The organism is Carnobacterium alterfunditum DSM 5972, assembly GCF_000744115.1.
GTDB classification, from domain to species: domain Bacteria; phylum Bacillota; class Bacilli; order Lactobacillales; family Carnobacteriaceae; genus Carnobacterium_B; species Carnobacterium_B alterfunditum.
Map to the genome: position 1 here is coordinate 1,301,448 of NZ_JQLG01000004.1, position 21,462 is coordinate 1,322,909.

Below are 21,462 nucleotides of genomic sequence, written 5' to 3' on the forward strand. Positions count from 1 at the left end.
GAGGATGAATGAAAAAAATAGTACAGAACAGCATCGTCGCCCTCTATTTGATGTATTAAAGCAACATGAAAAGAAGGAAAAGGTCTCTTTTCATGTTCCAGGACATAAAAATGGCATAAACTGGGATGAATCATTAGACTCTTTTCATTCTATGCTTCCTTTTGACCAAACAGAAGTTTCAGGACTGGATTATTTACATGAACCAGTTGGCGCTATAAAAGAAAGTCAAGACTTGTTGAGTGGATTATATGGCAGTAAAAAGAGTTACTATTTAATAAATGGCTCAACTGTGGGTAATTTAGCGATGGTCATGGGTTCAACGAATAAAGGCGATCAAGTATTTGTTGATCGAAGTTGCCATCAATCCGTTATCCATGCATTAGAGTTAGCGGAACTGCGACCAATTTTTTTAACACCTGAACTGACTGAGGTAGATGAAGCACCTTTAGGAATTACGTTGGAAAGGTTAAAAGAAGCTTTTGAGAATTATCCATCTGTTAAGGCGCTGATCGTAACGTATCCTACGTATGATGGAATGGTTTATCCGCTCAAAGAATTGATAGACCATGCTAGAAAAAGTGAGTGTCTAGTGTTAGTAGATGAAGCACATGGACCGCACTTTACATTAGGAGATCCTTTTCCTGCTTCAGCACTAGATTTAGGAGCAGATGTGGTCGTGCAGTCTGCACATAAGATGCTTCCTTCTTTTACACAAACAGCGTATCTGCATATCGGAAAGCAAGCGTCACTTTCTTTGAAAAATAAGGTTGAACATTATTTGCACATCTTCCAATCTAGCAGTCCATCTTATCCGTTGATGCTCTCGTTAGAGTACGCTCGTTATTTCTTAGCTTTTTTTAATGAAAAAGACTTGAAAACTACTTTGGAATACCGGGACCTATGGAAAAAACAATTTGAACATGCTGGTATAGAATTCTTGCAAAGCAGCGATCCTTTAAAAGCGAGGGTATCTTGGGCAAATCATAGTGGTGAAGTGTTAGCTGCCCAATTAGAAAAGCAAGGTATTTTTGGCGAAAAGATAGATCATGCTACAGTACTGCTGACGTTTCCTCTTCTAAAACAAGGAACAGACGTTGGCAAACCATTTTCTATACAATTACTGCAGCAGGAAGAAAATGAGTGGATCAAAAATAAAAAAAAGACGGTGTCGATTGACCCTCATACGGAACTAGATTTAGACTATGACAGTCAAAAAAAGCGCACGATTGAACGAATTCGCTTGGAAGAAGCAGAAGGAAGAATTGCAGCACAGAATATAACACCCTACCCACCAGGGGTCCCATTTGTGTTAAAAGGAGAAAGACTAACGATTGAACAGATCAAGCAATTGAAGTATTACTTAAGTCAGTCAATGAGAGTTGTTGGACTTGGAAACGAAATGGATCTTGTTGTCTTTTCTGAAAATGATTGATGCTATCGTGAGCAATAAATAAAAGCTATTAGACTGTCAGACATAGATACAGTATAATGGGAGTAGCTATAAAGCTAGATTAAGAAGTTAGGAGCTTAGAATAGTGAAAGGAATATTTATTACAATTGAAGGTCCAGATGGTGCAGGTAAAACCAGCGTTATAAAAGAACTTATTCCAATGCTGGTCAAAACAGTTCAACAAGAAATTGTTGCGACAAGAGAACCTGGAGGCAGTCGGATCGCCGAAGAAATTCGTGAACTTATTTTAAATCCAGAAAATACTGAAATGGATATACGTACAGAAGCATTATTGTATGCAGCCGGGAGAAGGCAGCATTTGATAGAAAAAATCATTCCAGCCCTAGAAGCAGGAAAAGTAGTTATATGTGATCGCTTTGTGGATAGTTCACTGGCTTATCAAGGTGTAGCTCGTGGTATTGGTGTTTCTGAAGTAGCTAAAATCAATCAATTCGCAACAGAAAATCTTTCTCCTGACTTAACACTCTATTTAGATATCGAGGCACATTTAGGTTTGGAACGAATCAATCAGAATAAAGAAAATCGTCAATTTGACCGTTTGGATCAGGAGACACTAGAGTTTCATGAAAAAGTTCGATCCGCCTATCTAGACATTGCAAAAGAACAATCTGAGAGGGTCGTTCAAATCGATGCAAGCCAAGAATTAGAAAAAGTTGTTGAAGAGTGTTATCAGACTATCATAAAAAAAATAACGGGATAAAAATATGAGGAGTTGATTTTCAATGAAATTAATATTAGCTATAGTTCAAGATAAAGACGGCGGACGTCTATCGAATGAATTTGTAGATGCAGGTATACGAGCAACAAAGCTTTCAACAACAGGGGGCTTTTTAAAAGCTGGAAATACTACATTTATTATCGGAATCGAAGAAGAACGTATTGATGAAGTATTAGATCTTATTCGTAGAAATTGTCAATCAAGAGAACAATTTATGACTCCTCCGGTCAGCTTAGACATTTCAATGGAAACATCTATGCCTTACCCAGTAGAAGTTCAAGTTGGTGGAGCTACTGTATTTGTATTACCTGTTGATCAGTTTCAACAATTTTAAAATCGGGTCGTGATAAATATCGAAGAAAAATTAAATTGGCTACAGCCTATATTGTTCAAACAATTTAAAAAAACAGTGCAGCAAAAACAATTAGCTCATGCTTATCTTTTTGAAGGCGTTTCAGGAACGGGTAAAAAAGAACTGAGTTTATGGTTAGCAGCTAGTTTGCTTTGCCAAGAAGGAACAGAAAAGATTCCTTGCGAAAAGTGCCAGAATTGTCGCCGAGTGTTTGAACATCAACATCCGGATGTAATTGAGATCATTCCAGATGGCTTATCTATAAAAGTGGAGCAAGTTCGTAACTTAAAAGCAGAATTTTCAAAAAGCGGTGTAGAAAGTCAGCAAAAGATTTTTATAATTGAAGATGTTGAAAAGATGACGACCGGTGCTGCAAACAGTTTATTGAAGTTTTTAGAAGAACCTGAAGGAAGTGCAGTAGCATTTTTATTGACTACAGCTAAACAACGGATCCTTCCAACGATTTTATCCAGGTGTCAGCTGGTTCATTTTCAGGCGTTAACCAAAAAAAAATTAATGTTAGAGCTTGAAACTAAAGGACTATCTATTAATCAGGCTTCTTTATTGGTACAATTGACTAACAGTGTAGAAGAAGCACTTGAAATGAATGAAAATGAATGGTTTCAAGAGGCAAAAACAATTGCTTGGAAATGGTTTACACTGATCACGAATAAAGATAGTCAAAGTTTCGTTTATGTACAAACGACTATCATGCCTCATTTTAAAGATCGTGATGCTCATAGAAGGTTATTGGATTTAATTTTATTAGCCTACCGAGATGTCTTAATGATCCATTATCACACAGTTGATGTATTGGCTTATGCACGTTATCAAAAAGAACTTGATCACATTAAAACAGAATATACAGGAACAGTAACAATACAAGCTATCGAAACTGTTCTACTTAGTCGTAAAAAACTAGAAAGTAATGTCAATGCTCAAGGTGTTTTTGAACAGCTTGTTTTACAATTAATGAAATAAAAGGCAAAAAAATGACTAAAACGAGGATCATAGCAAAGAGTGGGTGAAAAATAGATGGATAAAAAAACTTTATATGATAGTTTTACTCAAATAGAACTGGATACTGATACAACTCTCCATCAAATTTCTAAAATTAAAAAAGAGGTTGAAGCATTAGTCGAAGAAAATGCTACTCTTAGCATTGAAAATCAACATTTGAGAGACCGTTTGAGTGATCTTGAAAAGCAGCAACGATCAGATGAAGAAGTTGTAGAACCTGAAATGAGTAAATCGCGTTTAAATCTTGAAAAATTATATGAAGATGGATTTCATGTGTGCAATGTGTTCTATGGTTCAAGAAGAGTGAATGATGAGCCATGTGCCTTTTGTTTAGATGTTATTTATGGCGAAAGAAGATAAACATGAATTTAATAAAAAAACTTGTAACCGTAATGAAAATGGCTACAAGTTTTTTATTATTTATAATTATATTAGCTGGAAAATAGTCTTTTAAACTAAATAGTCTATTTGAAAAAGTATAAATCGAATAGTTACCGTAGAAGATAAGCCATAAAAGGGAGTCGATAAAAATAATGAGAGCTGTATCAATCAAAAAACCAGGTAATTCTGAACAGTTGGAAATCCGAGAACACACAATGCCTAAGATCAAAGAAGGAGATCTATTGGTGCACGTTAAAGCAAGTGCTATAAATCGAACTGATATCATGACACGTGAAAATAAACAATTGGCTGAACCTTATCCAATATTAGGAGTTGAGGTTGCGGGAGTTGTGGTTGAAAATAGCAGCAGTTCCGATAACCGGTTGGCTCCTGGTACACGCGTTGCAGGGCTAGTAAATCACGGCGGATATGCAGAATATGTAGCTATGCCGTCGAATCGAGCCATACTTATACCGGACAACATGAGTTTTGAAGCAGCAGCGGCAATTCCAGAAGTTTTTCTGACAGCCTACCAAACACTTTACTGGTTGGGAGAGTTAAAGTCAGATGAAACAGTTTTGATTCATGCAGGAGCCAGTGGTGTAGGAACAGCGGCTATCCAATTGGCAAAAAAGATGACTAAAGCACAGGTCATCGTAACGGCAGGCTCAAATGAAAAGTTGGAATTATGTAAAGCACTAGGAGCAGATAAATTGATCAATTATAAAGAAGAAGCGTTTGATCAAATCGTTTTAGATTATACAGCACAAAAAGGTGTTGATTTGATCTTAGATTTCATCGGAGCTTCATACTGGGAAAAAAATTTAACTAGTCTAAAAGTAGATGGACGTTGGATCCTCATTGGCGTGTTAGGCGGCACAGTAGTTGAAAAGATCAACTTAGGCAAGTTACTGCAAAAACGAATCACGTTAAAAGGGACTCTTTTAACGCCTAGAAGTGATGACTATAAGGCTCGATTAACAAATGAATTTATTGAAAAGGTCATGCCCTATTTTGAAAAAGAGTTGATCAAACCTATTGTAGATAGTGTTTTCTCACTACGTGACGTAGCTAAAGCTCATCGCTATATGGAAGACAATAAAAATTGTGGGAAAATAATCTTGAAGGTCGAGTAACAATTGGGTTTTACCCATTTTATATTCAAGGAGATCTCCATATGGTATAGTAAAAATGATTATAATTGAAGGAAGTGTCAACAGTGAATCAATGGTTACAAGATGATGAACGTATGGATCAATTGCTCAGTCATAACTTATCCATTATCCAAAGTCCATCCGTTTTCTCGTTTTCATTAGATGCAGTATTATTAGCAGATTTTGCTCAACCAGCTAAACACGATCGGACAAAGATTGTTGATTTATGTGCAGGGAATGGAGTTGTCGGCTTGTTGCTTAGTCAGAAAACAAGCAGCGCTATTATTGGAATTGAATTACAAGAAAGACTAGTTGATATGGCCAATAGAACTATTCAAATCAATGCTTTAGAAGGCCAACTTTCAATGGTGCATGGAAACTTAAGTGATGCAAGTAAGTGGATCAAAAAAGATACGGTTGATACGTTAACATGCAACCCACCGTACTTTGCCGTAGGAGAAAAAAGCATCAAAAATCCTAATTCCCATTTGGCTATTGCCAGACATGAATTGCATACAAATCTAGATGAGGTTATGAAGGTCTCAAGTAGTTTATTAAAAATGAACGGAAAAGCTTATTTTGTTCATCGTCCAGATCGACTGATCGAAATTTTGGAAACAATGAAGAAGTATCAGATTGCCCCTAAAAAAATGCGTTTAGTTTATCCTAAAGAAGGAAAAGAAGCTAATACGTTATTAATAGAAGGCATAAAAGATGGGAAAAATGCGGGATTCCGCGTTTTACCGCCACTTTTTGTGTACAGCGAGGATAATAACTATTTACCAGAAGTGAGTGAGATGCTGTATGGAGTCCGTTAGTTATTTTTACGTCTTGTATTGTCAGGATGAAAGCTTTTATGGCGGATATACGACGAATCTTACGAGAAGAGAGCTGGAACACAATCAAGGTGTTGGAGCTAAGTACACAAAACCACAAACGAGAAGACCGGTAAAAATGATTTATGCTGAGGGCTATGGAACTAGAAGTGAAGCTACAAAAGCAGAATATGCTTTTAAGAAACAAACAAGGAAAAATAAAATAGACTATTTAATAAATCAAGGAGTAGTGTTTCCCATTCAAGCGACGAAGTCTTGTTTGTTAAACATGCAAAAAATAGAAGCAAAGGAAGATGGAAAAAATGCAGAGTCAAAAAAGTTTTGAACACACTCAGGGTGGAAGTTTATATCTTATTCCCACGCCTATTGGAAATCTAGAGGATATGACATTTAGAGGAGTAAGACTATTAAAAGAAGTCGATTTGATTGCTTCTGAGGATACACGTACAACTCAAAAATTACTGAATCATTATGAAATAAAAACACCTCAAATCAGTTTTCATGAACACAATACACAAGAAAGAATTATTCAACTGATTGAAAAATTAGAAACAGGTATAACAATTGCACAAGTGAGTGACGCAGGAATGCCCTCTATAAGTGATCCTGGACATGAGCTGGTTGTAGCTTGTATCCAAGCTGGAATACCAGTTATTCCGTTGCCGGGAGCGAACGCTGGATTAACAGCACTGATTGCGTCTGGAATAAGCCCACAACCTTTTTATTTTTTCGGCTTTTTACCACGCAAGAAAAAAGATCAACTCGTTGCTTTAGAAGAATTGAATCATCGACCTGAAACGATTATATTATATGAATCGCCGCACCGTTTAAAAGAAGTATTGAAGAACATGTCAACCGTTTTTGGAATGGATCGCCGCATCGTTTGTTGCCGCGAATTGACGAAAAGGTACGAAGAATTTATAAGAGGTACGATTGAAGAAACGATTGACTGGTCAATGACGAATGAAATTAGAGGCGAATTTTGTTTGATTGTTGAAGGAAATAGTGCCGGATCTCTTTTAGCAGAAGAAGATACAAGTTGGGAAAGTTTGTCGTTAAAGGAACACGTTGATTTGATGATCACTGAAATGGAATTTACTAGTAAAGATGCCATTAAAGAAGTAGCAAAATTAAGAGGATTAAAGAAGCAAGAAGTTTATGCAGCTTTTCATGAATTTTAACATAAAAAAACAACTAAAAGCATCTACCCTCTTCGCGGAAAAGGATTTCCGAAGAGAGGGTAGATGCTTTTTTAGTAGTGCTATTACGCAAGCTAAAGCATTGGATCCAATGATCAATTATTACGGTTTTTTTTATCTTCTGCTAATAAATCGCGAATCTCTTTAAGGTATTGTTCAGCAATCGGAACTTCAATTTCTTCAATAACGTCTACTGGTTTTTTTAATTTACTGGCAGCATTGTTAATGATTTTAATAAAGATAAAGACAACAAGTGCAATCAACGTGAAGTCTACAACGGATTGTAAGAAAGCACCATATTCTAAGGTAGCGCCACCAACCTCTACAGATAAATTTTTGACGTCTTTTCCGCCAGAAAGGATACCGACAAGTGGCATAATAATATAACTTACAAGTGCAGTAACAATGGCAGTAAATGCAGAACCAATAACGAGTCCCACCGCTAAATCAAGAACATTCCCACGAAAGGCAAATTCTTTAAATTCATCCATAAATTTTTTCGCTTTTTTCTCCTCCTTACAAATAGTTCTAATTAGTATTATCTAGACCAAACTTAACTATACCAGAAGCGTGTTTTTAGTGTCTATCTTTATGCATAAATTATCCGGAGCAATTTTTTAAGTATCGGATCAAGATAAAAAAGATGAAATTATGAAAATTAATGAGGAGTAAGAACAAAATAAGGTATAATGAAGGAGCGAATAAGTTTTATAAGGGGGAAAAGAAATGAAGAAAAAGTTTAGTTATCTAGTGATCATCTCTTTAGGCATGGTTGTATTAAGTGCTTGTGGAACAAACAATGAACAAGAAGGTGCATCAACTGAAGTAACGCAGTCTGAATCAGTTGTATCTGAATCAACTGTATCTGAGTCAATTGCCTCTGAATCAACCGCTTCGCAAGCAGAAGAATCAGCAACAGAAGAAGTTTCGCTGCAAGAAAAGTACAATAAAGTTTATACAGATGGATCAGCTCAGTACGATGCTGGAAAATATGATGAAGCTGCCGGTACAATTGGACTATTGCTTCAAAATGATTTATCAGAGTACAATGAAATCAAAACAAAAGCTGTAAGCTTGGAAGAAAAAATTACTCTTGCTCAAGCTGAAGAAGCAAAAGCTGATGAAGCTACCGAAGTAATAGAAAAGTCAACTTATAAAACAGAACGTACGTCAGATCTAGCAAGTTCTGAATTCACAGAAGCAACAGGTAAAGATATCAAAACGGTTCCAGATGATGAAATCAGTACGTGGATAAGCGATAAAGAAGCTACAGTAGAAGAAACATTTAAAGAAACAACAAAAGCAACACCCGAAGAAGAAATGACGGAAGTATTGAACCAAGTAGTTGCAATTTCTGGTATTTCGGCAGAAGATAATCAATTTTATGCAACTAAAACAGATGAGCAAACTTATACTGTTGAGATCCGCCATTCACACGAAGTAGATGGAGTGGGAATCTCTAATATGGTAGGCATGTTCAAATACGATTTAACAACAAAAGAGTTGAAGAAAATGGATCCGTTAACTGGTGAATATTCTGTATTCAACGGAACAGATTTCTAAAATTTAAGCAAGCTAAAAAGCAGGAACTGGGCAATAGTCCAGTCCCTGCTTTTTAATTACTATCGTTTTTTAATGTAATGTTCAACAGGATAATTAGAGAGTGGCAAGTCAGTAGATTCACCTGATATGATTTGGCTTAACATATGACCAATCAAAGGTCCAGAAGTCAATCCGGATGAACCTAGACCACTGGCTGTGAAAAGGTTAGGGTAACCGGGAACAGCTCCAAAAAAAGGAGCGAAGTCAGAAGTATAGGCTCTTGTTCCAACGCGTATCCCAGTAATGGTCGCATTTTTTAATCCGGGAGCAAGTTCTATCGCTTCTTCTAACATAAGGTCTAATTTTTCTTTGGTAGCTGTTAAATCATAGCCGCCATCATTTTCATGGGTGGCTCCCACGACGATTTTTCCATTCGCAAAAGGAATAATATCTTTTTCACCGTCTGGCATAATAACCGGCCATTGGGACATATCTTCGTGTAAATGAAGTTGGACCAGCTGTCCTTTTTGAGGGCGGATATCGACAGCTAAATCGAGTGGATCAAGTAATTCAGGTAACCATGCGCCCACTGCTAAAACGACTGTATCATATGTTCTTTCTTGAGTGGCAGAGCTGATAAGATACTCAGTTGAATTGGTTTGAGATAATGTGATCTTCTCAGGATAATAATGTGCTCCGTTGGATTTAGCCTGATCGATCAGCTTTTTGGTCAATAGAGAGCCATCGACACGTGCGCCTCCAGAAGCAAATAAAGCCGATTCTTCTGAGCCGTATAATGGGAATTTAGCTTTGATTTCTTTGGGTGATAGAAGTGAGATCTCTCCAATTTCTGGAGCAGTTTCTAAACGTTTAAGAGCTAGTTGTTCTAATTTTTTTAGTAAGCTCGGTTTTTTTTTGAAGACAAGTGTTCCTACTTGCTGGTAAATATCTGAATCATTAAGAGGTTCATTTAAATCACGCATCAATTGAGGGTAAAAGGCCGCTCCCTTAGAGGCCAATTGATACCATTCTTTATTACGGCGTTGAGATAACCAAGGACAAATAATTCCAGCCGCAGCAGAAGTGGCTTGTCCCACACCATCATCATAGATAGCAACTTCATAATTTTTTTGGCTAAGGTAAAATGCAGCAGTAGCTCCTACAATACCTCCGCCGATCACGGCAATTCGTTTTATTTGTGTCATTTATCTTCATCCTTTTTATTTGTATCCTAAATGTATGGAATAGTATGAAATGTAGTACGAATGTTACATGAAGCAGATTGCGCAGCACAAAAAATGGGCAACCTAAATTAGTATGGAGCAAATACAGGTTTTAATAAATGAAAGCTATAAATAAAATTCCAATCTCACTTTTCCATAGAAAAGTGAGATTGGAATTTACTGTAAGAATAGGTTTTATTCACACTATTTTTGATTGCATTTATGCTGTACATAAAAAGATTTTTTAACGGATTTGACCTTCTCCAAAAATAATGTATTTTGATGAAGTTAATTCACTTAGACCCATTGGGCCGCGGGCATGTAATTTTTGAGTGCTTATCCCGATTTCTGCACCAAAGCCAAATTCAAAACCGTCTGTAAAACGAGTTGAGGCATTAATGTAAACAGCAGCAGAATCTACCTCGCGATGAAATTTAAGACCAGCAGCGTAATCATCGGTCACGATCGCCTCAGAATGACCAGTACTATAGCGATCAATATGTTCGATTGCTTCGTCTAAAGAAGAGACTACTTTAACAGCTAAAATAAAATCTAGAAATTCTGTTTCCCAATCTTCTTGCGTAGCTGGAACTGCTTTTTGCAAGTAAGAGAGGGCTTTTTCATCTGCTCTTAACTCGACATTCCAAGGTGCCAATGCTTTTTCGATAGCAGGCAAGAAAGTCTCTGCTACATCTTCATGGATCAACAACGTTTCAGCAGCATTACATACGGAAGGTCTAGAACATTTAGCATTAACAATGATATTAGACGCCATTGTCAATTGGGCATCTTTATCAATATATACATGGCAGTTTCCAGTACCTGTTTCAATAACAGGCACCGTAGCTGTGTCCATAACTGTTTGGATCAACTTTGCACCGCCGCGAGGAATCAAAACATCTAGGTAGCGATTTAACCGCATCATCTCTTTTGAACTTTCACGTGTAGTATCTTCAACCAATTGAATCGCTGTAGAAGGAAACATAGTTGTTTTAAGCGCATCTTGTAAGACGTGGACTAATACTTTGTTTGAGTGGATAGCTTCTTTACCACCGCGTAGAATAACCGCATTGCCAGCTTTAAAGCACAAAGATCCAGCATCAGTAGTCACATTTGGGCGAGATTCATAAATGATCCCGATAACACCTAATGGAACGCGTTGTTTACCAATCGTTAGACCAGCTTCATTTTTCCACATGCCATCAACTTTTCCTATTGGATCTGGTAAATCAGCTATTTCAAGGATCCCATTGGCCATGGCTTGAATGCGCTCTTCCGTTAAAATCAAACGATCGATCATATTTTCTGATATCCCATTTTCTTTAGCGGCAGTCAAATCCAATTTATTTGCGGTGAGAATAGTCTCTGTATGATCGATCAAGGCTTGGCTCATTGATTTTAAGGCTTCATTTTTTTCAGAGGTTGTAGCTTTTGCAAGTGAGCGAGCTGCTTTCTTTGCTTGTTCACCTAATTGAATCAAGGTTTCCATAAAGACACCCTTTCTAATTTAGTTAGCAGAAAATAATGTTCCAATTTCTTTGCCTGCAATAATATCAAAAATAATTGTAGGATCTTCACCATTAGCCAATACCATTTGGCTGGATTTTTTTAAAATATGATCAGCAGCGACCAATTTGGTAGACATGCCGCCAGTTCCATAACTTGATCCTTTTCCGCCAGCAAGAGCATATAAATCATCTGTGATAGTATGGATTTCGTTAAAAAGAACGGCATCCGGTTCATCATTTGGATTTTTATTATAAAAACCATCGATATCTGATAGCATGATCAATAAATCAGCATCGGTAATTTCTGCAACGATAGCGGATAAACGATCATTATCACCGAATTTAGTCAGATGATCGAGTTCGTCAACGGCAACAGTATCATTTTCATTTACGATAGGAATGATGCCTTTTACAAGCAACTGTTCAAAGGTGTTGATTGCATTTAGTCGACTAGCGGGGAATTCAACTATATCACGGGTCATCAAGACTTGACCGATGATCTGGCCATAGCCAAAAAAGAATTTACTGTAAAGATTCATTAATTCAGTTTGCCCTACTGAAGCTACAGCTTGCTGTTCAGGAATGGTTTTTGGTCGTTCAGTTAGTTGCAAGCGAGAAATGCCGACCCCTACAGCTCCAGAAGAAACTAAAATAACTTCTTTTCCTTGGTTCTTTAAATCAGATAAAACAAAAGTTAATTTTTCTAAACGTTGTAAATTGATGCTGCCATTGGCGTACATGATTGTACTGGTTCCAATTTTTACAATGATTCGTTTACAAGAAGATAATAATTGTCGAGAAGTTGTTGTCATTTTTTTCATCCATTCTATTCTTGATAATTCTAAAAATGTAATTTGATCCAATGGACAAGTCCATTGAAATAATTAGGCATTCGGTTCCTTTCAGTTTAACAGTTTCTGAGGTGAAAAACTAATTTTTCTGATCTGTAATAGACTCGTATAGCTAAAAAGGTCCTGGACATTTATGCCGGACCCTTTTAGCTATATAGTTGCTTAATTAATTGTTTAAAAGGCTTTATTCATTTTACGCATAATGAGTTTTTGAAGCTCAACTACTATAAGGATAGAAATTGCCAATCCAATAGCTATTAACCAGTGAACAGTACTTAAATCAACCAAGTTAAAAATATCAGCTAAGAATGGTACAGTGGCTACCAAGGTAAGCAATACAATGGAGAGCAGTGCCGACAAGAATAGATTAAGGTTGGACGTGATCCCGACCTTGAAAATCGACTCTTTACTTCGTGCATTGAAAATATGCAGCACAGAAGACCAACCAAGAATTATGAAAGCCGTTGTTTGACCAACTTCGTGACTTGCTGTGATAGCAGAATCAACGCCAACAAATGCTCCAATATAAAATCCTATCAATGTTGTAATAATAAATGCCAAAGAGGCGATAGTAATATTAAGATAGCCGCCATTTGCAAAAATACTTTCACCTTTAGCAGTTGGACGATTTTTCATAATGGTCGGATCAGCTTTTTCCCTGCTTAATGCAAATCCAGGGATCCCATCTGCTACAACATTTATAAATAGCAATTGGATGGCTATAAGGGGCAATCCCCACCCTAAAATGACAGCAATCAACATGATGAAAATTTCTGAAATGTTACAAGATAATAAGAAATAAACGGTTTTTTTAATATTTTCATAAACGCGTCTGCCTTCTTCTACAGCGTGAACGATCGTATCAAATTTATCATCTGTTAGAACCATATCAGCAGCATTTTTAGCTACTTCAGTACCCGTGATCCCCATAGCCGTACCAACATCAGCTGCTTTTAAAGCTGGGGCATCATTTACACCATCACCGGTCATAGCTACGACTTCACCATGGGATTGCCAAGCTTTAACGATTCGAATCTTATCTTCCGGCGAAACACGTGCGTAAACAGAGTAATCACGGATGGTTTCGGTTAATTTTTCATCTGAAATTTCGCTCATTTCAACACCCGTGATCGTTTTATCGCCTTTCTCAAGAATCCCGATTTTTTCAGCAATAGCAGAAGCAGTAGCAGCATGGTCGCCAGTAATCATAATCGTTTTGATACCAGCTGATTTGGCTTCTTTAACAGCTTGGAGGCTTTCTTCCCTTGGAGGATCGATCATGCCAACGATCCCAGCGAATGTAATGCCGCTTTCTAATTCTTCAGTAGACAGATTTTCAGGAAGTTGAGCGTATTTTTTATATCCAACAGCGATAACGCGAAGAGCATCGTGAGCAAATGAATCGTGAGTCGATTTAGCTTTTTGACCCACTTCATCCGCAGCAGAAGAAAAATCAACCGGTAAATGGTCAAAAGCACCTTTAGTAATTGAAATGTAGCCTTCATCTAGTTCATGAATAGTCGTCATCATCTTTCGACTAGAATCAAAAGGGATCTCGTGGATACGTGGGTAAGCCTTGTCTAATTCGTTCTTTGAAAACCCCTTTCTCTGCAATAAACGGATGATCGCCGTTTCAGTCGGATCTCCACTATTGACCTCCTCACCATCGCGGTCCTCAATAGCAGCATTTGAAGCGAGGCTCATCATTTTAAGGACCCAATTTTCATCCTCATTAAACGTATTGTTGATTTCGATCGGCTCATGCGGAAAAGCCCAGATTTTTTGGATCGTCATTTGATTTTGAGTTAATGTACCGGTCTTATCGGAAGCAATAACAGAAGCACTGCCAAGTGTTTCAACAGAAGGTATCGTTCGTATAATGGCATTACGTTCGACCATGTTTTGGACGCCGTAAGCTAGTGTGATGGTGACAATAACGGGCAAGGTTTCAGGAACTGCAGCAACCGCGAGAGATACAGCTGTCATTAGACTTGTGATTAAAGCTTCACCTTGCATGAAGCTTAAAGTGAAAATAATGATTCCAGCAATTAGAGCTAAAATACTTATTTGTTTTCCTAAGCGATCCATTCTAGATTGTAAGGGTGTTTTTCCTTCTTTAGTGCGGTTTAATAAGTCAGCAACAGAACCCATTTCGGTATCCATGCCCGTAGCAACGACAATAGCTTTTGCCCGACCTTTAGTAACCAAGGTTCCAGAAAAAACAGTGTTGAATATATCTCCGACAGGACTGTTTTCTTCTACTTCAGCATTTTCGTTCTTTTCAACTGGGATACTTTCTCCGGTCAAAGCCGATTCTTCTACTTGCAGATTGCTGCTTGAAAGCAAGCGAGCATCTGCTGGAATTTTATTGCCGGATTCTAACAATAAAATATCTCCCGGCACTAGCTCAATTGCGTCGATAACTTCTTCTTGTCCATTGCGTACCACCCGTGCTTTTGGGGCAGATAAACTCTGCAGCGAAGCTAGAGCTTTTTCTGCTTTACCTTCTTGACGAATAGCGATGATGACGTTAATTAAAATGATGGAAAAAATCACAATAGGTTCTGAAAAATCATCGGGGTGTTCCGTAATGGCAATGTAGGTTGAAATTACTCCGGCAAAAATCAAGATGATAACAGTAACGTCTTTTAACTGGTCAATAACTTTTGAAAATAAAGAAACAGACTCTGCTTCTTCGAATTGATTAAGTCCAAATTGTTCTTTATACTGCTCAACTTCTTTAGAGGTCAAGCCTTTTTTTGGATGACTGTTAAACTCGTCTATGATAAAATCCGTTTTTTTTGTTTTAAAATTCATAACTTTCCTCCTAAAGGAATCAAATTCGATTTTAAAAAGCAAGCGACCACTTGTTTGTGATGATTAATTATAGCAAAAAGCAGCACTGTTTTCAAGCAAATACGCTTAGTATATAAAGATAAATGAGCATTAAGTAAAATGAAAAAATCCATTTTAACACTCGGTTTCCTTAAAGATTTAATACATTTAGAGTAACGTAAATTTTTTTATAGGTGAGAGGAATTCTGAAAATAGGTAGAGTTCACAGTAAGCTAGACGTATCTTTTTTTCTAGTACATGTTATTATTAACTAAATAGCTTTTGAAAGGGGATGCAACGGATATGAATATTGCTTTTATTGCACATGATAAGAAGAAAGATGAAATGGTAAGATTGACTACAGCATATCAAGAAATCATTAAAGAGCATCAAATATTTGCTACAGGAACAACAGGGCAACGAATAATTGATGCAACTGGTTTAAATGTTCATCGCTTTAAATCAGGTCCGCTTGGAGGAGATCAACAAATCGGAGCTTATGTATCTGATAATAAAATAGATTTAGTTATCTTTTTGAGAGATCCTTTAACACCCCAACCGCATGAACCTGATATTTCGGCATTGCTAAGATTATGTGATGTTTATGAAATACCTTTAGCAACTAACCTTGGAACGAGTGAAGTTTTACTGAGAGGTCTAGGAAGTGGATTTATTGAATGGCGTAAAACACAACGCGACTCTCAATTAAAAGAACTAGAAGCATTCGAATGAAAAAAGGAACATCGGACAATTTAAATTGTCTGATGTTCCTTTTTTATTACATTTTTTTTATTACAAGCCGCATTTTAATTGAGCGTTACAATTGGTGCATGTATTGCAGCCGCCCAGATCTTCTACAGTTCCTTGACGACAGACAGGGCAAGTATCACCAATTTCATTCCCATAATTTTGCGCTTCACTAACAGTAGCGACTTGAATCGATTTTTGTTCTGAAGAAAGGTTTTCTTCAGTTAAATCTTCGTCCCAAATGGTTTCTTCAGCTTTTAACGTCAGTACTTGCGAGTCACGGCTTCCGTCTACATAAACGGTTCCGCCTTTTGCTCCACCTTTATAAAGACGCTCATAAATTTTTTGAACTTGTTCGACAGAATAACCTTTAGGAGCATTGACTGTTTTAGAAATAGAGCTATCGATCCAACGTTGGATCGTGCATTGTACATCAACATGAGCCTCAGGTTTTAAGCTCATTGCTGATACGAATTGTTTGGGCAATCGTTCAGGATTTGCTTCTGGATGTTGCTCTAGGTATTCTTGAACGATGTCAGCTTTTACTTCGATAAATTTACCTAATCGTCCGCTTCTGAAATAACTGAACGAGTAGTAAGGTTCAAGTCCTGTTGAAACACCGACCATAGTACCTGTTGAACCTGTTGGAGCAACAGTTAATAAATGAGAATTACGTATCCCGTATTTCAAGATACCTTCATGAATGTGTTTTGGCATTTTCTTCATGAAACCGGATTGAATGAACTTTTCTCTTAGTTGAATCGTCTCTGCATCATCTTTCCCAATCAGGAATGGGAAACTGCCCCGTTCTTTTGCTAATTCAATCGAAGCCTCATAGGCAGCAATAGCGATCGTTTTAAATATTTTATCGACTAATTGATTGCCTTTTTGAGAGCCGTATTCTTCGCCACAGTAAATCAGTAAGTCAGCGAGTCCCATAATGCCTAAACCAACGCGGCGTTCTCCTAAAGCTTGTTTTTCGTTCTCTGCTAAGAAGTAAGGAGTAGCATCAATCACGTTATCCTGCATACGTACTCCGACTTGAACAGTTTGTTTTAATTTATCAAAATCAACTGTTCCGGATTCTTTATTAGCCATCTCAGCTAAATTAACAGCTGCTAGGTTACACACAGAATATGGAGCGAGTGGCTGTTCGCCACAAGGATTGGTGGCAACAACTTTTTGTCCATAGGCAGAAGCATTTGTCATCTCATTCGCATTATCAATAAAGAAAATACCTGGTTCAGCAGAGTAAGTGGCACAAATAGTAATGATTTTCCATAATTCACGAGCCTTTATTGTACGGTGAGTATGGACTGCATGACCCATAGCTTCCCATTCACGAACATCTCCAACTTCTGGCCAATGAGCATTATATTCCTTCATATCTTCTGGACTGTAGGTCTCTACTGCGGGGAAGCGAAGCGCATAATCGGAATCTTTTTCAACAGCTTCCATGAAATCATTCGTTAAACAAATCGAAATGTTTGCGCCAGATAAAAATTCCGGATCATGGACACTATAGGTACCGCCAGTTTTTAATTTAGCAGCTACTTCTTTCATCGTTAGTGCATCAAATCCACCATAACCTGGTACATTTTTATAATTTGAAATATTCTGATACATAGCAGTTTCGCGTTCTGTAAGAGGAGTGAATTTCAACTTTTCAGTGGCTAACTTCTTTATCTGAGCATCCGCTGTATTTTCAATTAGATACCGTAAAATACGCGGATTTTGCATTTTTGAAATAATAAATTCAATAATATCTGGATGCCAATCTGCTAACATGATCATTTGAGCTCCACGGCGACTGCCGCCTTGTTCAACTAGGTGGGTTAATTTAGCGATATCATCTAGCCAAGAGACAGCGCCTGATGATTTTCCATTCACGCCACGAGCTAGCGTATGACGAGGGCGAAGGGTAGAACCATTCGTTCCAACACCGCCACCTCGACTCATGATTTCCATAACTTGTTTCCGGTGATCCGAAATGCCTTCGCGAGAATCTGGAACAAAAGGCATAACATAGCAATTGAAATAAGTGACATCAGTTTTTGAACCTGCACCATATAAAACACGTCCTGCAGGGATAAAATTCAAGTTCTTTAATTCTTCGTAAAAGACAGTGTAAGCAGCTTTCCTTTTTTCAGGATTTGACTCTACAGCGGCTAATCCAGTCGCATTTCGTTTAGCAATTTGCTCATAAAAAATTTCGAGTGGTTTTTCAATCAAATCTAGACTGCAAGTAATGATCCCCGTTTTTTTCTCATGCTCATCTTCAATAGATCCTCGAAACTCCTCATCGATTAAAATTGAAGCTGTATGTTGAGAATGGTTGATCTCTGTAACAAATCCAGTTCCTCTAGTAGGGTATTGTGGGTCAAGTTTAACTGTTAAAACAACCAAATCTCCAATAGCAAGAGTTGATTTTGAAAGGTCTTTAAAGGAATAACGATCTAACATGACTAACCGAGAAACCCCTTTATAGGTTAAACTCATATCGCTAGTTATCGGATGGACTTGAGGGAAAGCTTGAATAGCTTCATTTAGTTTCTTAATGTTAGCTTCTTTTTTTTTAGATATATTTGCAATGATGGATACCACTCCTTAATAAATTAGATATGTAAATCAACAGATAGCATAAACTGTGATTTTAATTTTTGCTATATATAGTTACCAATAATTTATTTTACACCACATATTGTGTTTTTGCACGATTTAAAATCGCCATTTTAAAATAAAAAATAAAAAAAGAGGCAAAAACAACTCGCCCCAATCCTTTTCAGAAAACTATTTATTTTTTTAATTATTATTATTCATTTAAGAAATCTAGTGCATATCTGACATGTAGTTCGGTAGCTATGGCTAATCCACGTTCATCGATATCAAAATTATTATGGGTACTCCTGTAATAAGCAGACGCTTTACACTATTGATTTGCTAACTATATTAAAGATTGCCTAGCTACTATCAGAAATAGGTAGAATGTGCTATAGTGAGTTAGCCTAATATATATATAATAGGTAATATATCAGAGTAGGAAATAAAGCGTTAAGTGTCGCTGGGATGGGATGTTGCCCGCGAACGAAAAATTGTTTACACAATTTGCGGTTTTGTTTCTGCATTCGCTGCATAAATCTTTATGTGTGGAGCTCTTCAAAGGGGATCTTCAAAATGAATAAAAATAAATACGATGCAAGAAGCATTTCGAAAATTGGATTACTGATGGCGTTAGAAATCGTTTTGACCCAATTCATTTCAATTGAAACGCCTATTGTACGGGTTGGTTTTGGCTTTTTACCAATAGCCATTATCGCTATGCTGTATGGTCCTTGGATAGCTGGAATGGCTTCAGCAATAACAGATATAGTAGGGACTATATTATTTGGTGGGGGAGTATTTTTCCCAGGATTTACTTTATCTGCCTTTATCGGTGGAATGATTTATGGCCTGGTTCTTTATAAGAAACCTAAATCATTAAAAAGAATCATCTTAGCGATTCTTTTGGTCACCATTTTTGTAAACTTAGGGTTAAATACTTTGTGGCTAACGATGCTTTTAGATAAAGCGATAGTCGTTATTTTCCCAACCCGGCTGATACAAAATATAATTTTAGCGCCAATCAATATGGCAATGCTGTATTTTGTTGTTCAGAACAAAACGTTGCGAAAAGCAATAGGAATTGAGTAAATATTGATTAAATAAATAGCATAACATCCAATCTAAGACAGCTTAAATTTGAGCTGTCTTTTTTTTGTATGTATAATATAATAAGGAAAAAGATTCGAAAAGATGAGGATATGATTAAAAAAGAGAAGGTGCGAGATGGTAATGAAAACGTTCGGTTTAAAAAGAGATGATCAAGTTTATCGGATACGTGTTGGTGTGCATCTAGTTATTTCTGATTCAGAAAGAAAAAAAATTCTACTCGTTTCGCCTCCAAACGGCTCTTATTTGCTGCCTGGTGGAGAAATAGAAGAAAATGAAACGCATGAAGAAACGGCAAAACGAGAATCTATGGAAGAATTAGGTTTCGAGATAGAGGTAGGACAATTTATCGGTGAAGCAGAAGAATATTATTATTCTAAACACCGCAAGCAACACTATCATAATCCTGCTTATTTTTATATTTGTAAGTCATGGGAATCGGTTTGCGAACCATTAGAAGATTTCAATCAATTAGAATGGGTATCTATCTCTGAAGCATTAACTAAACTAAAAAGAGGCAGCCATAAGTGGGCGGTAAAACAATATGAAAACTCTTTTTTGAAGACGAATTAATCTATAAAATCATAAAAAAACAAAGAAGAAACTGGGGCATGATCCAAATCTCATTACCTATCCAACTATTTATTCCAAAGCTGCTTCTGAAAGGAACCTCGCCGGTAGAAGATATAAAAATCATAGAAAAAAATAGATCGAATATTTTATGATTCAGATAAATAGGGTCTATAATTTTTGGTATCAATAAATCAGTTTGATTGCTCACTAGAAATTTCTAGCAAAAAAAGAGTTGCTTGTAGCCTAAAATGAAGCACTTTGGGCAAATAATGCCCAAGTGTATCATGTTTGTAAGCTGCTAAAGCAGCAACAACCATGCAACAACCATGATAACTTTCTTTTAGGCCTCAGGCGCTTCCATGGCTCTCCACAAGCAAATCCGTTATTCCAGAAGAAATCTCTTTTAAGACACCAACCTATTTTTCAAACAATTAATATATAATATATATAGAACAGCAAAATGGTCCGTTCATCAGTTTCCTGATGAACAGACCATTTTGCTTATTCTCAGCTAATTATGTCCCAGCTTCTTCTGAATGATAGTTTTTATTTATCTGCTTCATAAGCAACAGCGGTCACTGTTACATCGATATTGCCACTAGTTGCTTTGGAGTAAGGGCAATAAGCATGAGCTCGGTTTGCTAATTCTTGGGTAGTTGCAGTATCTTGACCTTCAATTCCAACATCCAATTTCACTGCAAGCTTAGAGCCACCGTCAGTCGGATCTGAATGCAATGCAACAGTAGCCGTAATTTGGCTTTTTCCAGAAATTTTATCTTCTTTCATCATGTGCTCTACAGCTGAATTGAAACAAGCACTATAGCCTAGTGCAAATAATTGCTCTGGGTTACTTCCTTGACCAGGACCGCCCATAGCTTTTGGAGTAGAAACTCGAACAGAAAATGACTTATCTGGCAAATGACTTTCTCCATTTCGCCCACCAGTGTTGATTGCTGTAGTTTGATATAATACTTTTGAATTTGTCATATTTGAAATGCTCCTCTCTAAATTACCGTGCAATACAAGTATACTAATAGTGAGTCAAAAAAACTAATTATCTGTTCGAAGTAAATAAAAAGAAAAAATTAGTTGAAAAGTAAAAAGGGTATCGCTAGAATTAAGAGAAGAGTATATGGAGAGGAGAGTTTTTTTATGCCATTGGTACATGTTGAATTAGTTGAAGGACGGACTGCAGAGCAAAAAGCAGGTCTAGTTAAAGACATTACGCAAGCAGTAGTAAAGAATACCGGAGCAACCGAAGATCGCGTTCATGTCATTATAGAAGATATGAAAAAAAGCAATTACGCTGTTGGTGGGAAATTACTAGGTTAAGCAAAAAGAAAA

The 21,462-nt window shown here is 37.0% G+C and carries 21 protein-coding genes and 1 riboswitch; of the genes, 14 read left to right on the forward strand and 7 right to left on the reverse strand.

The window, feature by feature from the left end:
* Positions 1-4: 4 nt before the first annotated feature.
* From BR50_RS06605 to rsmI, 9 genes are all read left to right on the forward strand, one after another.
* Positions 5-1,432, forward strand: coding sequence for an aminotransferase class I/II-fold pyridoxal phosphate-dependent enzyme (locus BR50_RS06605; RefSeq protein WP_034547298.1), 1,428 nt, complete (start codon positions 5-7; stop codon positions 1,430-1,432).
* Between the two features lie 103 nt (positions 1,433-1,535).
* Positions 1,536-2,171 (forward strand): dTMP kinase, encoded by a 636-nt coding sequence (gene tmk, locus BR50_RS06610; RefSeq protein ID WP_034547300.1) that lies wholly within the window; start codon positions 1,536-1,538, stop codon positions 2,169-2,171.
* A gap of 22 nt (positions 2,172-2,193) precedes the next feature.
* Entirely contained in the window at positions 2,194-2,523 is a 330-nt protein-coding gene (locus tag BR50_RS06615; RefSeq protein ID WP_034547302.1) for a cyclic-di-AMP receptor, read from the forward strand.
* A 9-nt stretch (positions 2,524-2,532) separates the two neighbouring features.
* Entirely contained in the window at positions 2,533-3,522 is a 990-nt protein-coding gene (gene holB, locus BR50_RS06620) for a DNA polymerase III subunit delta' (RefSeq protein ID WP_245792756.1), read from the forward strand.
* Positions 3,523-3,576: 54 nt separating this feature from the next.
* Positions 3,577-3,921 carry an initiation-control protein YabA gene (locus tag BR50_RS06625; RefSeq protein ID WP_034547303.1) on the forward strand — a complete coding sequence of 115 codons (345 nt, stop codon included), beginning with the start codon at positions 3,577-3,579 and terminating at the stop codon, positions 3,919-3,921.
* A gap of 173 nt (positions 3,922-4,094) precedes the next feature.
* Complete coding sequence (locus tag BR50_RS06630) at positions 4,095-5,078, forward strand: NAD(P)H-quinone oxidoreductase (protein ID WP_034547305.1); 984 nt, start codon at positions 4,095-4,097, stop codon at positions 5,076-5,078.
* Between the two features lie 113 nt (positions 5,079-5,191).
* Positions 5,192-5,914 carry a tRNA1(Val) (adenine(37)-N6)-methyltransferase gene (locus tag BR50_RS06635; protein WP_034549044.1) on the forward strand — a complete coding sequence of 241 codons (723 nt, stop codon included), beginning with the start codon at positions 5,192-5,194 and terminating at the stop codon, positions 5,912-5,914.
* Positions 5,901-6,257: a GIY-YIG nuclease family protein gene (locus BR50_RS06640; RefSeq protein ID WP_034547307.1), complete on the forward strand. Its 357-nt coding sequence runs from the start codon at positions 5,901-5,903 to the stop codon at positions 6,255-6,257. The genes BR50_RS06635 and BR50_RS06640 overlap by 14 nt, the downstream gene beginning before the upstream one ends.
* The gene (gene rsmI / locus BR50_RS06645; RefSeq protein ID WP_034547309.1) at positions 6,235-7,113 is read left to right on the forward strand and encodes a 16S rRNA (cytidine(1402)-2'-O)-methyltransferase; all 879 of its coding nucleotides are present in this window, start codon (positions 6,235-6,237) and stop codon (positions 7,111-7,113) included. Before BR50_RS06640 ends, rsmI begins: the two co-directional genes overlap by 23 nt.
* A 113-nt stretch (positions 7,114-7,226) precedes the next feature.
* On the opposite strand, the gene mscL is transcribed toward rsmI, so the two are convergent.
* Entirely contained in the window at positions 7,227-7,622 is a 396-nt protein-coding gene (gene mscL / locus BR50_RS06650; protein WP_034547311.1) for a large conductance mechanosensitive channel protein MscL, read from the reverse strand.
* 235 nt (positions 7,623-7,857) lie between these two features.
* Between mscL and BR50_RS06655 the strand changes: the two genes are divergently transcribed.
* The gene (locus tag BR50_RS06655) at positions 7,858-8,694 is read left to right on the forward strand and encodes a hypothetical protein (RefSeq protein WP_034547313.1); all 837 of its coding nucleotides are present in this window, start codon (positions 7,858-7,860) and stop codon (positions 8,692-8,694) included.
* Between the two features lie 59 nt (positions 8,695-8,753).
* Here the strand turns inward: BR50_RS06655 and BR50_RS06660 are convergent, their stop codons facing one another.
* The 4 genes from BR50_RS06660 to BR50_RS06675 form a co-directional block, all read right to left on the reverse strand.
* On the reverse strand, positions 8,754-9,878 hold the full coding sequence (locus BR50_RS06660) for an NAD(P)/FAD-dependent oxidoreductase (protein ID WP_034547315.1): 1,125 nt from the start codon (positions 9,876-9,878) through the stop codon (positions 8,754-8,756).
* Positions 9,879-10,140: 262 nt separating this feature from the next.
* Complete coding sequence (locus tag BR50_RS06665) at positions 10,141-11,385, reverse strand: glutamate-5-semialdehyde dehydrogenase (protein ID WP_034547317.1); 1,245 nt, start codon at positions 11,383-11,385, stop codon at positions 10,141-10,143.
* A gap of 18 nt (positions 11,386-11,403) precedes the next feature.
* Positions 11,404-12,225, reverse strand: a complete 822-nt coding sequence (gene proB, locus BR50_RS06670; protein ID WP_143298383.1) for a glutamate 5-kinase — start codon at positions 12,223-12,225, stop codon at positions 11,404-11,406.
* 204 nt (positions 12,226-12,429) lie between these two features.
* The gene (locus BR50_RS06675; RefSeq protein ID WP_034547318.1) at positions 12,430-15,072 is read right to left on the reverse strand and encodes a cation-translocating P-type ATPase; all 2,643 of its coding nucleotides are present in this window, start codon (positions 15,070-15,072) and stop codon (positions 12,430-12,432) included.
* A gap of 321 nt (positions 15,073-15,393) precedes the next feature.
* Here BR50_RS06675 and mgsA point away from each other — a divergent pair, with 321 nt between their 5' ends.
* Positions 15,394-15,822, forward strand: a complete 429-nt coding sequence (gene mgsA / locus BR50_RS06680) for a methylglyoxal synthase (protein ID WP_034547321.1) — start codon at positions 15,394-15,396, stop codon at positions 15,820-15,822.
* Between the two features lie 60 nt (positions 15,823-15,882).
* Here mgsA and BR50_RS06685 read toward each other — a convergent pair whose 3' ends face one another.
* Positions 15,883-18,441: a vitamin B12-dependent ribonucleotide reductase gene (locus BR50_RS06685; protein ID WP_425429666.1), complete on the reverse strand. Its 2,559-nt coding sequence runs from the start codon at positions 18,439-18,441 to the stop codon at positions 15,883-15,885.
* A gap of 426 nt (positions 18,442-18,867) precedes the next feature.
* A riboswitch (THF riboswitch) is annotated at positions 18,868-18,970 on the forward strand.
* A 41-nt stretch (positions 18,971-19,011) separates the two neighbouring features.
* Here BR50_RS06685 and BR50_RS06690 point away from each other — a divergent pair.
* Positions 19,012-19,527 (forward strand): folate family ECF transporter S component, encoded by a 516-nt coding sequence (locus BR50_RS06690; RefSeq protein WP_034547323.1) that lies wholly within the window; start codon positions 19,012-19,014, stop codon positions 19,525-19,527.
* 135 nt (positions 19,528-19,662) lie between these two features.
* Entirely contained in the window at positions 19,663-20,118 is a 456-nt protein-coding gene (locus BR50_RS06695) for an NUDIX domain-containing protein (RefSeq protein ID WP_034547326.1), read from the forward strand.
* Positions 20,119-20,664: 546 nt separating this feature from the next.
* On the opposite strand, the gene BR50_RS06700 is transcribed toward BR50_RS06695, so the two are convergent.
* Positions 20,665-21,105: an organic hydroperoxide resistance protein gene (locus BR50_RS06700; RefSeq protein WP_034547328.1), complete on the reverse strand. Its 441-nt coding sequence runs from the start codon at positions 21,103-21,105 to the stop codon at positions 20,665-20,667.
* A gap of 165 nt (positions 21,106-21,270) precedes the next feature.
* Here BR50_RS06700 and BR50_RS06705 point away from each other — a divergent pair, with 165 nt between their 5' ends.
* The gene (locus tag BR50_RS06705) at positions 21,271-21,450 is read left to right on the forward strand and encodes a 2-hydroxymuconate tautomerase (RefSeq protein WP_034547330.1); all 180 of its coding nucleotides are present in this window, start codon (positions 21,271-21,273) and stop codon (positions 21,448-21,450) included.
* Positions 21,451-21,462 lie beyond the last annotated feature (12 nt).

Coding starts and splice junctions, on each gene's coding strand:
- BR50_RS06625 (WP_034547303.1), top strand. CDS start 3,577: ATGGATAAAAAAACTTTATATGATAGTTTTACTCAAATAGAACTGGAT.
- BR50_RS06635 (WP_034549044.1), top strand. CDS start 5,192: ATGGATCAATTGCTCAGTCATAACTTATCCATTATCCAAAGTCCATCC.
- mscL (WP_034547311.1), bottom strand. CDS start 7,622: ATGGATGAATTTAAAGAATTTGCCTTTCGTGGGAATGTTCTTGATTTA.
- BR50_RS06640 (WP_034547307.1), top strand. CDS start 5,901: ATGGAGTCCGTTAGTTATTTTTACGTCTTGTATTGTCAGGATGAAAGC.
- mgsA (WP_034547321.1), top strand. CDS start 15,394: ATGAATATTGCTTTTATTGCACATGATAAGAAGAAAGATGAAATGGTA.
- proB (WP_143298383.1), bottom strand. CDS start 12,225: ATGAAAAAAATGACAACAACTTCTCGACAATTATTATCTTCTTGTAAA.
- rsmI (WP_034547309.1), top strand. CDS start 6,235: ATGCAGAGTCAAAAAAGTTTTGAACACACTCAGGGTGGAAGTTTATAT.
- BR50_RS06630 (WP_034547305.1), top strand. CDS start 4,095: ATGAGAGCTGTATCAATCAAAAAACCAGGTAATTCTGAACAGTTGGAA.
- BR50_RS06660 (WP_034547315.1), bottom strand. CDS start 9,878: ATGACACAAATAAAACGAATTGCCGTGATCGGCGGAGGTATTGTAGGA.
- BR50_RS06695 (WP_034547326.1), top strand. CDS start 19,663: ATGGTAATGAAAACGTTCGGTTTAAAAAGAGATGATCAAGTTTATCGG.
- BR50_RS06705 (WP_034547330.1), top strand. CDS start 21,271: ATGCCATTGGTACATGTTGAATTAGTTGAAGGACGGACTGCAGAGCAA.
- BR50_RS06615 (WP_034547302.1), top strand. CDS start 2,194: ATGAAATTAATATTAGCTATAGTTCAAGATAAAGACGGCGGACGTCTA.
- BR50_RS06655 (WP_034547313.1), top strand. CDS start 7,858: ATGAAGAAAAAGTTTAGTTATCTAGTGATCATCTCTTTAGGCATGGTT.
- BR50_RS06665 (WP_034547317.1), bottom strand. CDS start 11,385: ATGGAAACCTTGATTCAATTAGGTGAACAAGCAAAGAAAGCAGCTCGC.
- BR50_RS06675 (WP_034547318.1), bottom strand. CDS start 15,072: ATGAATTTTAAAACAAAAAAAACGGATTTTATCATAGACGAGTTTAAC.
- BR50_RS06700 (WP_034547328.1), bottom strand. CDS start 21,105: ATGACAAATTCAAAAGTATTATATCAAACTACAGCAATCAACACTGGT.
- BR50_RS06690 (WP_034547323.1), top strand. CDS start 19,012: ATGAATAAAAATAAATACGATGCAAGAAGCATTTCGAAAATTGGATTA.
- BR50_RS06605 (WP_034547298.1), top strand. CDS start 5: ATGAATGAAAAAAATAGTACAGAACAGCATCGTCGCCCTCTATTTGAT.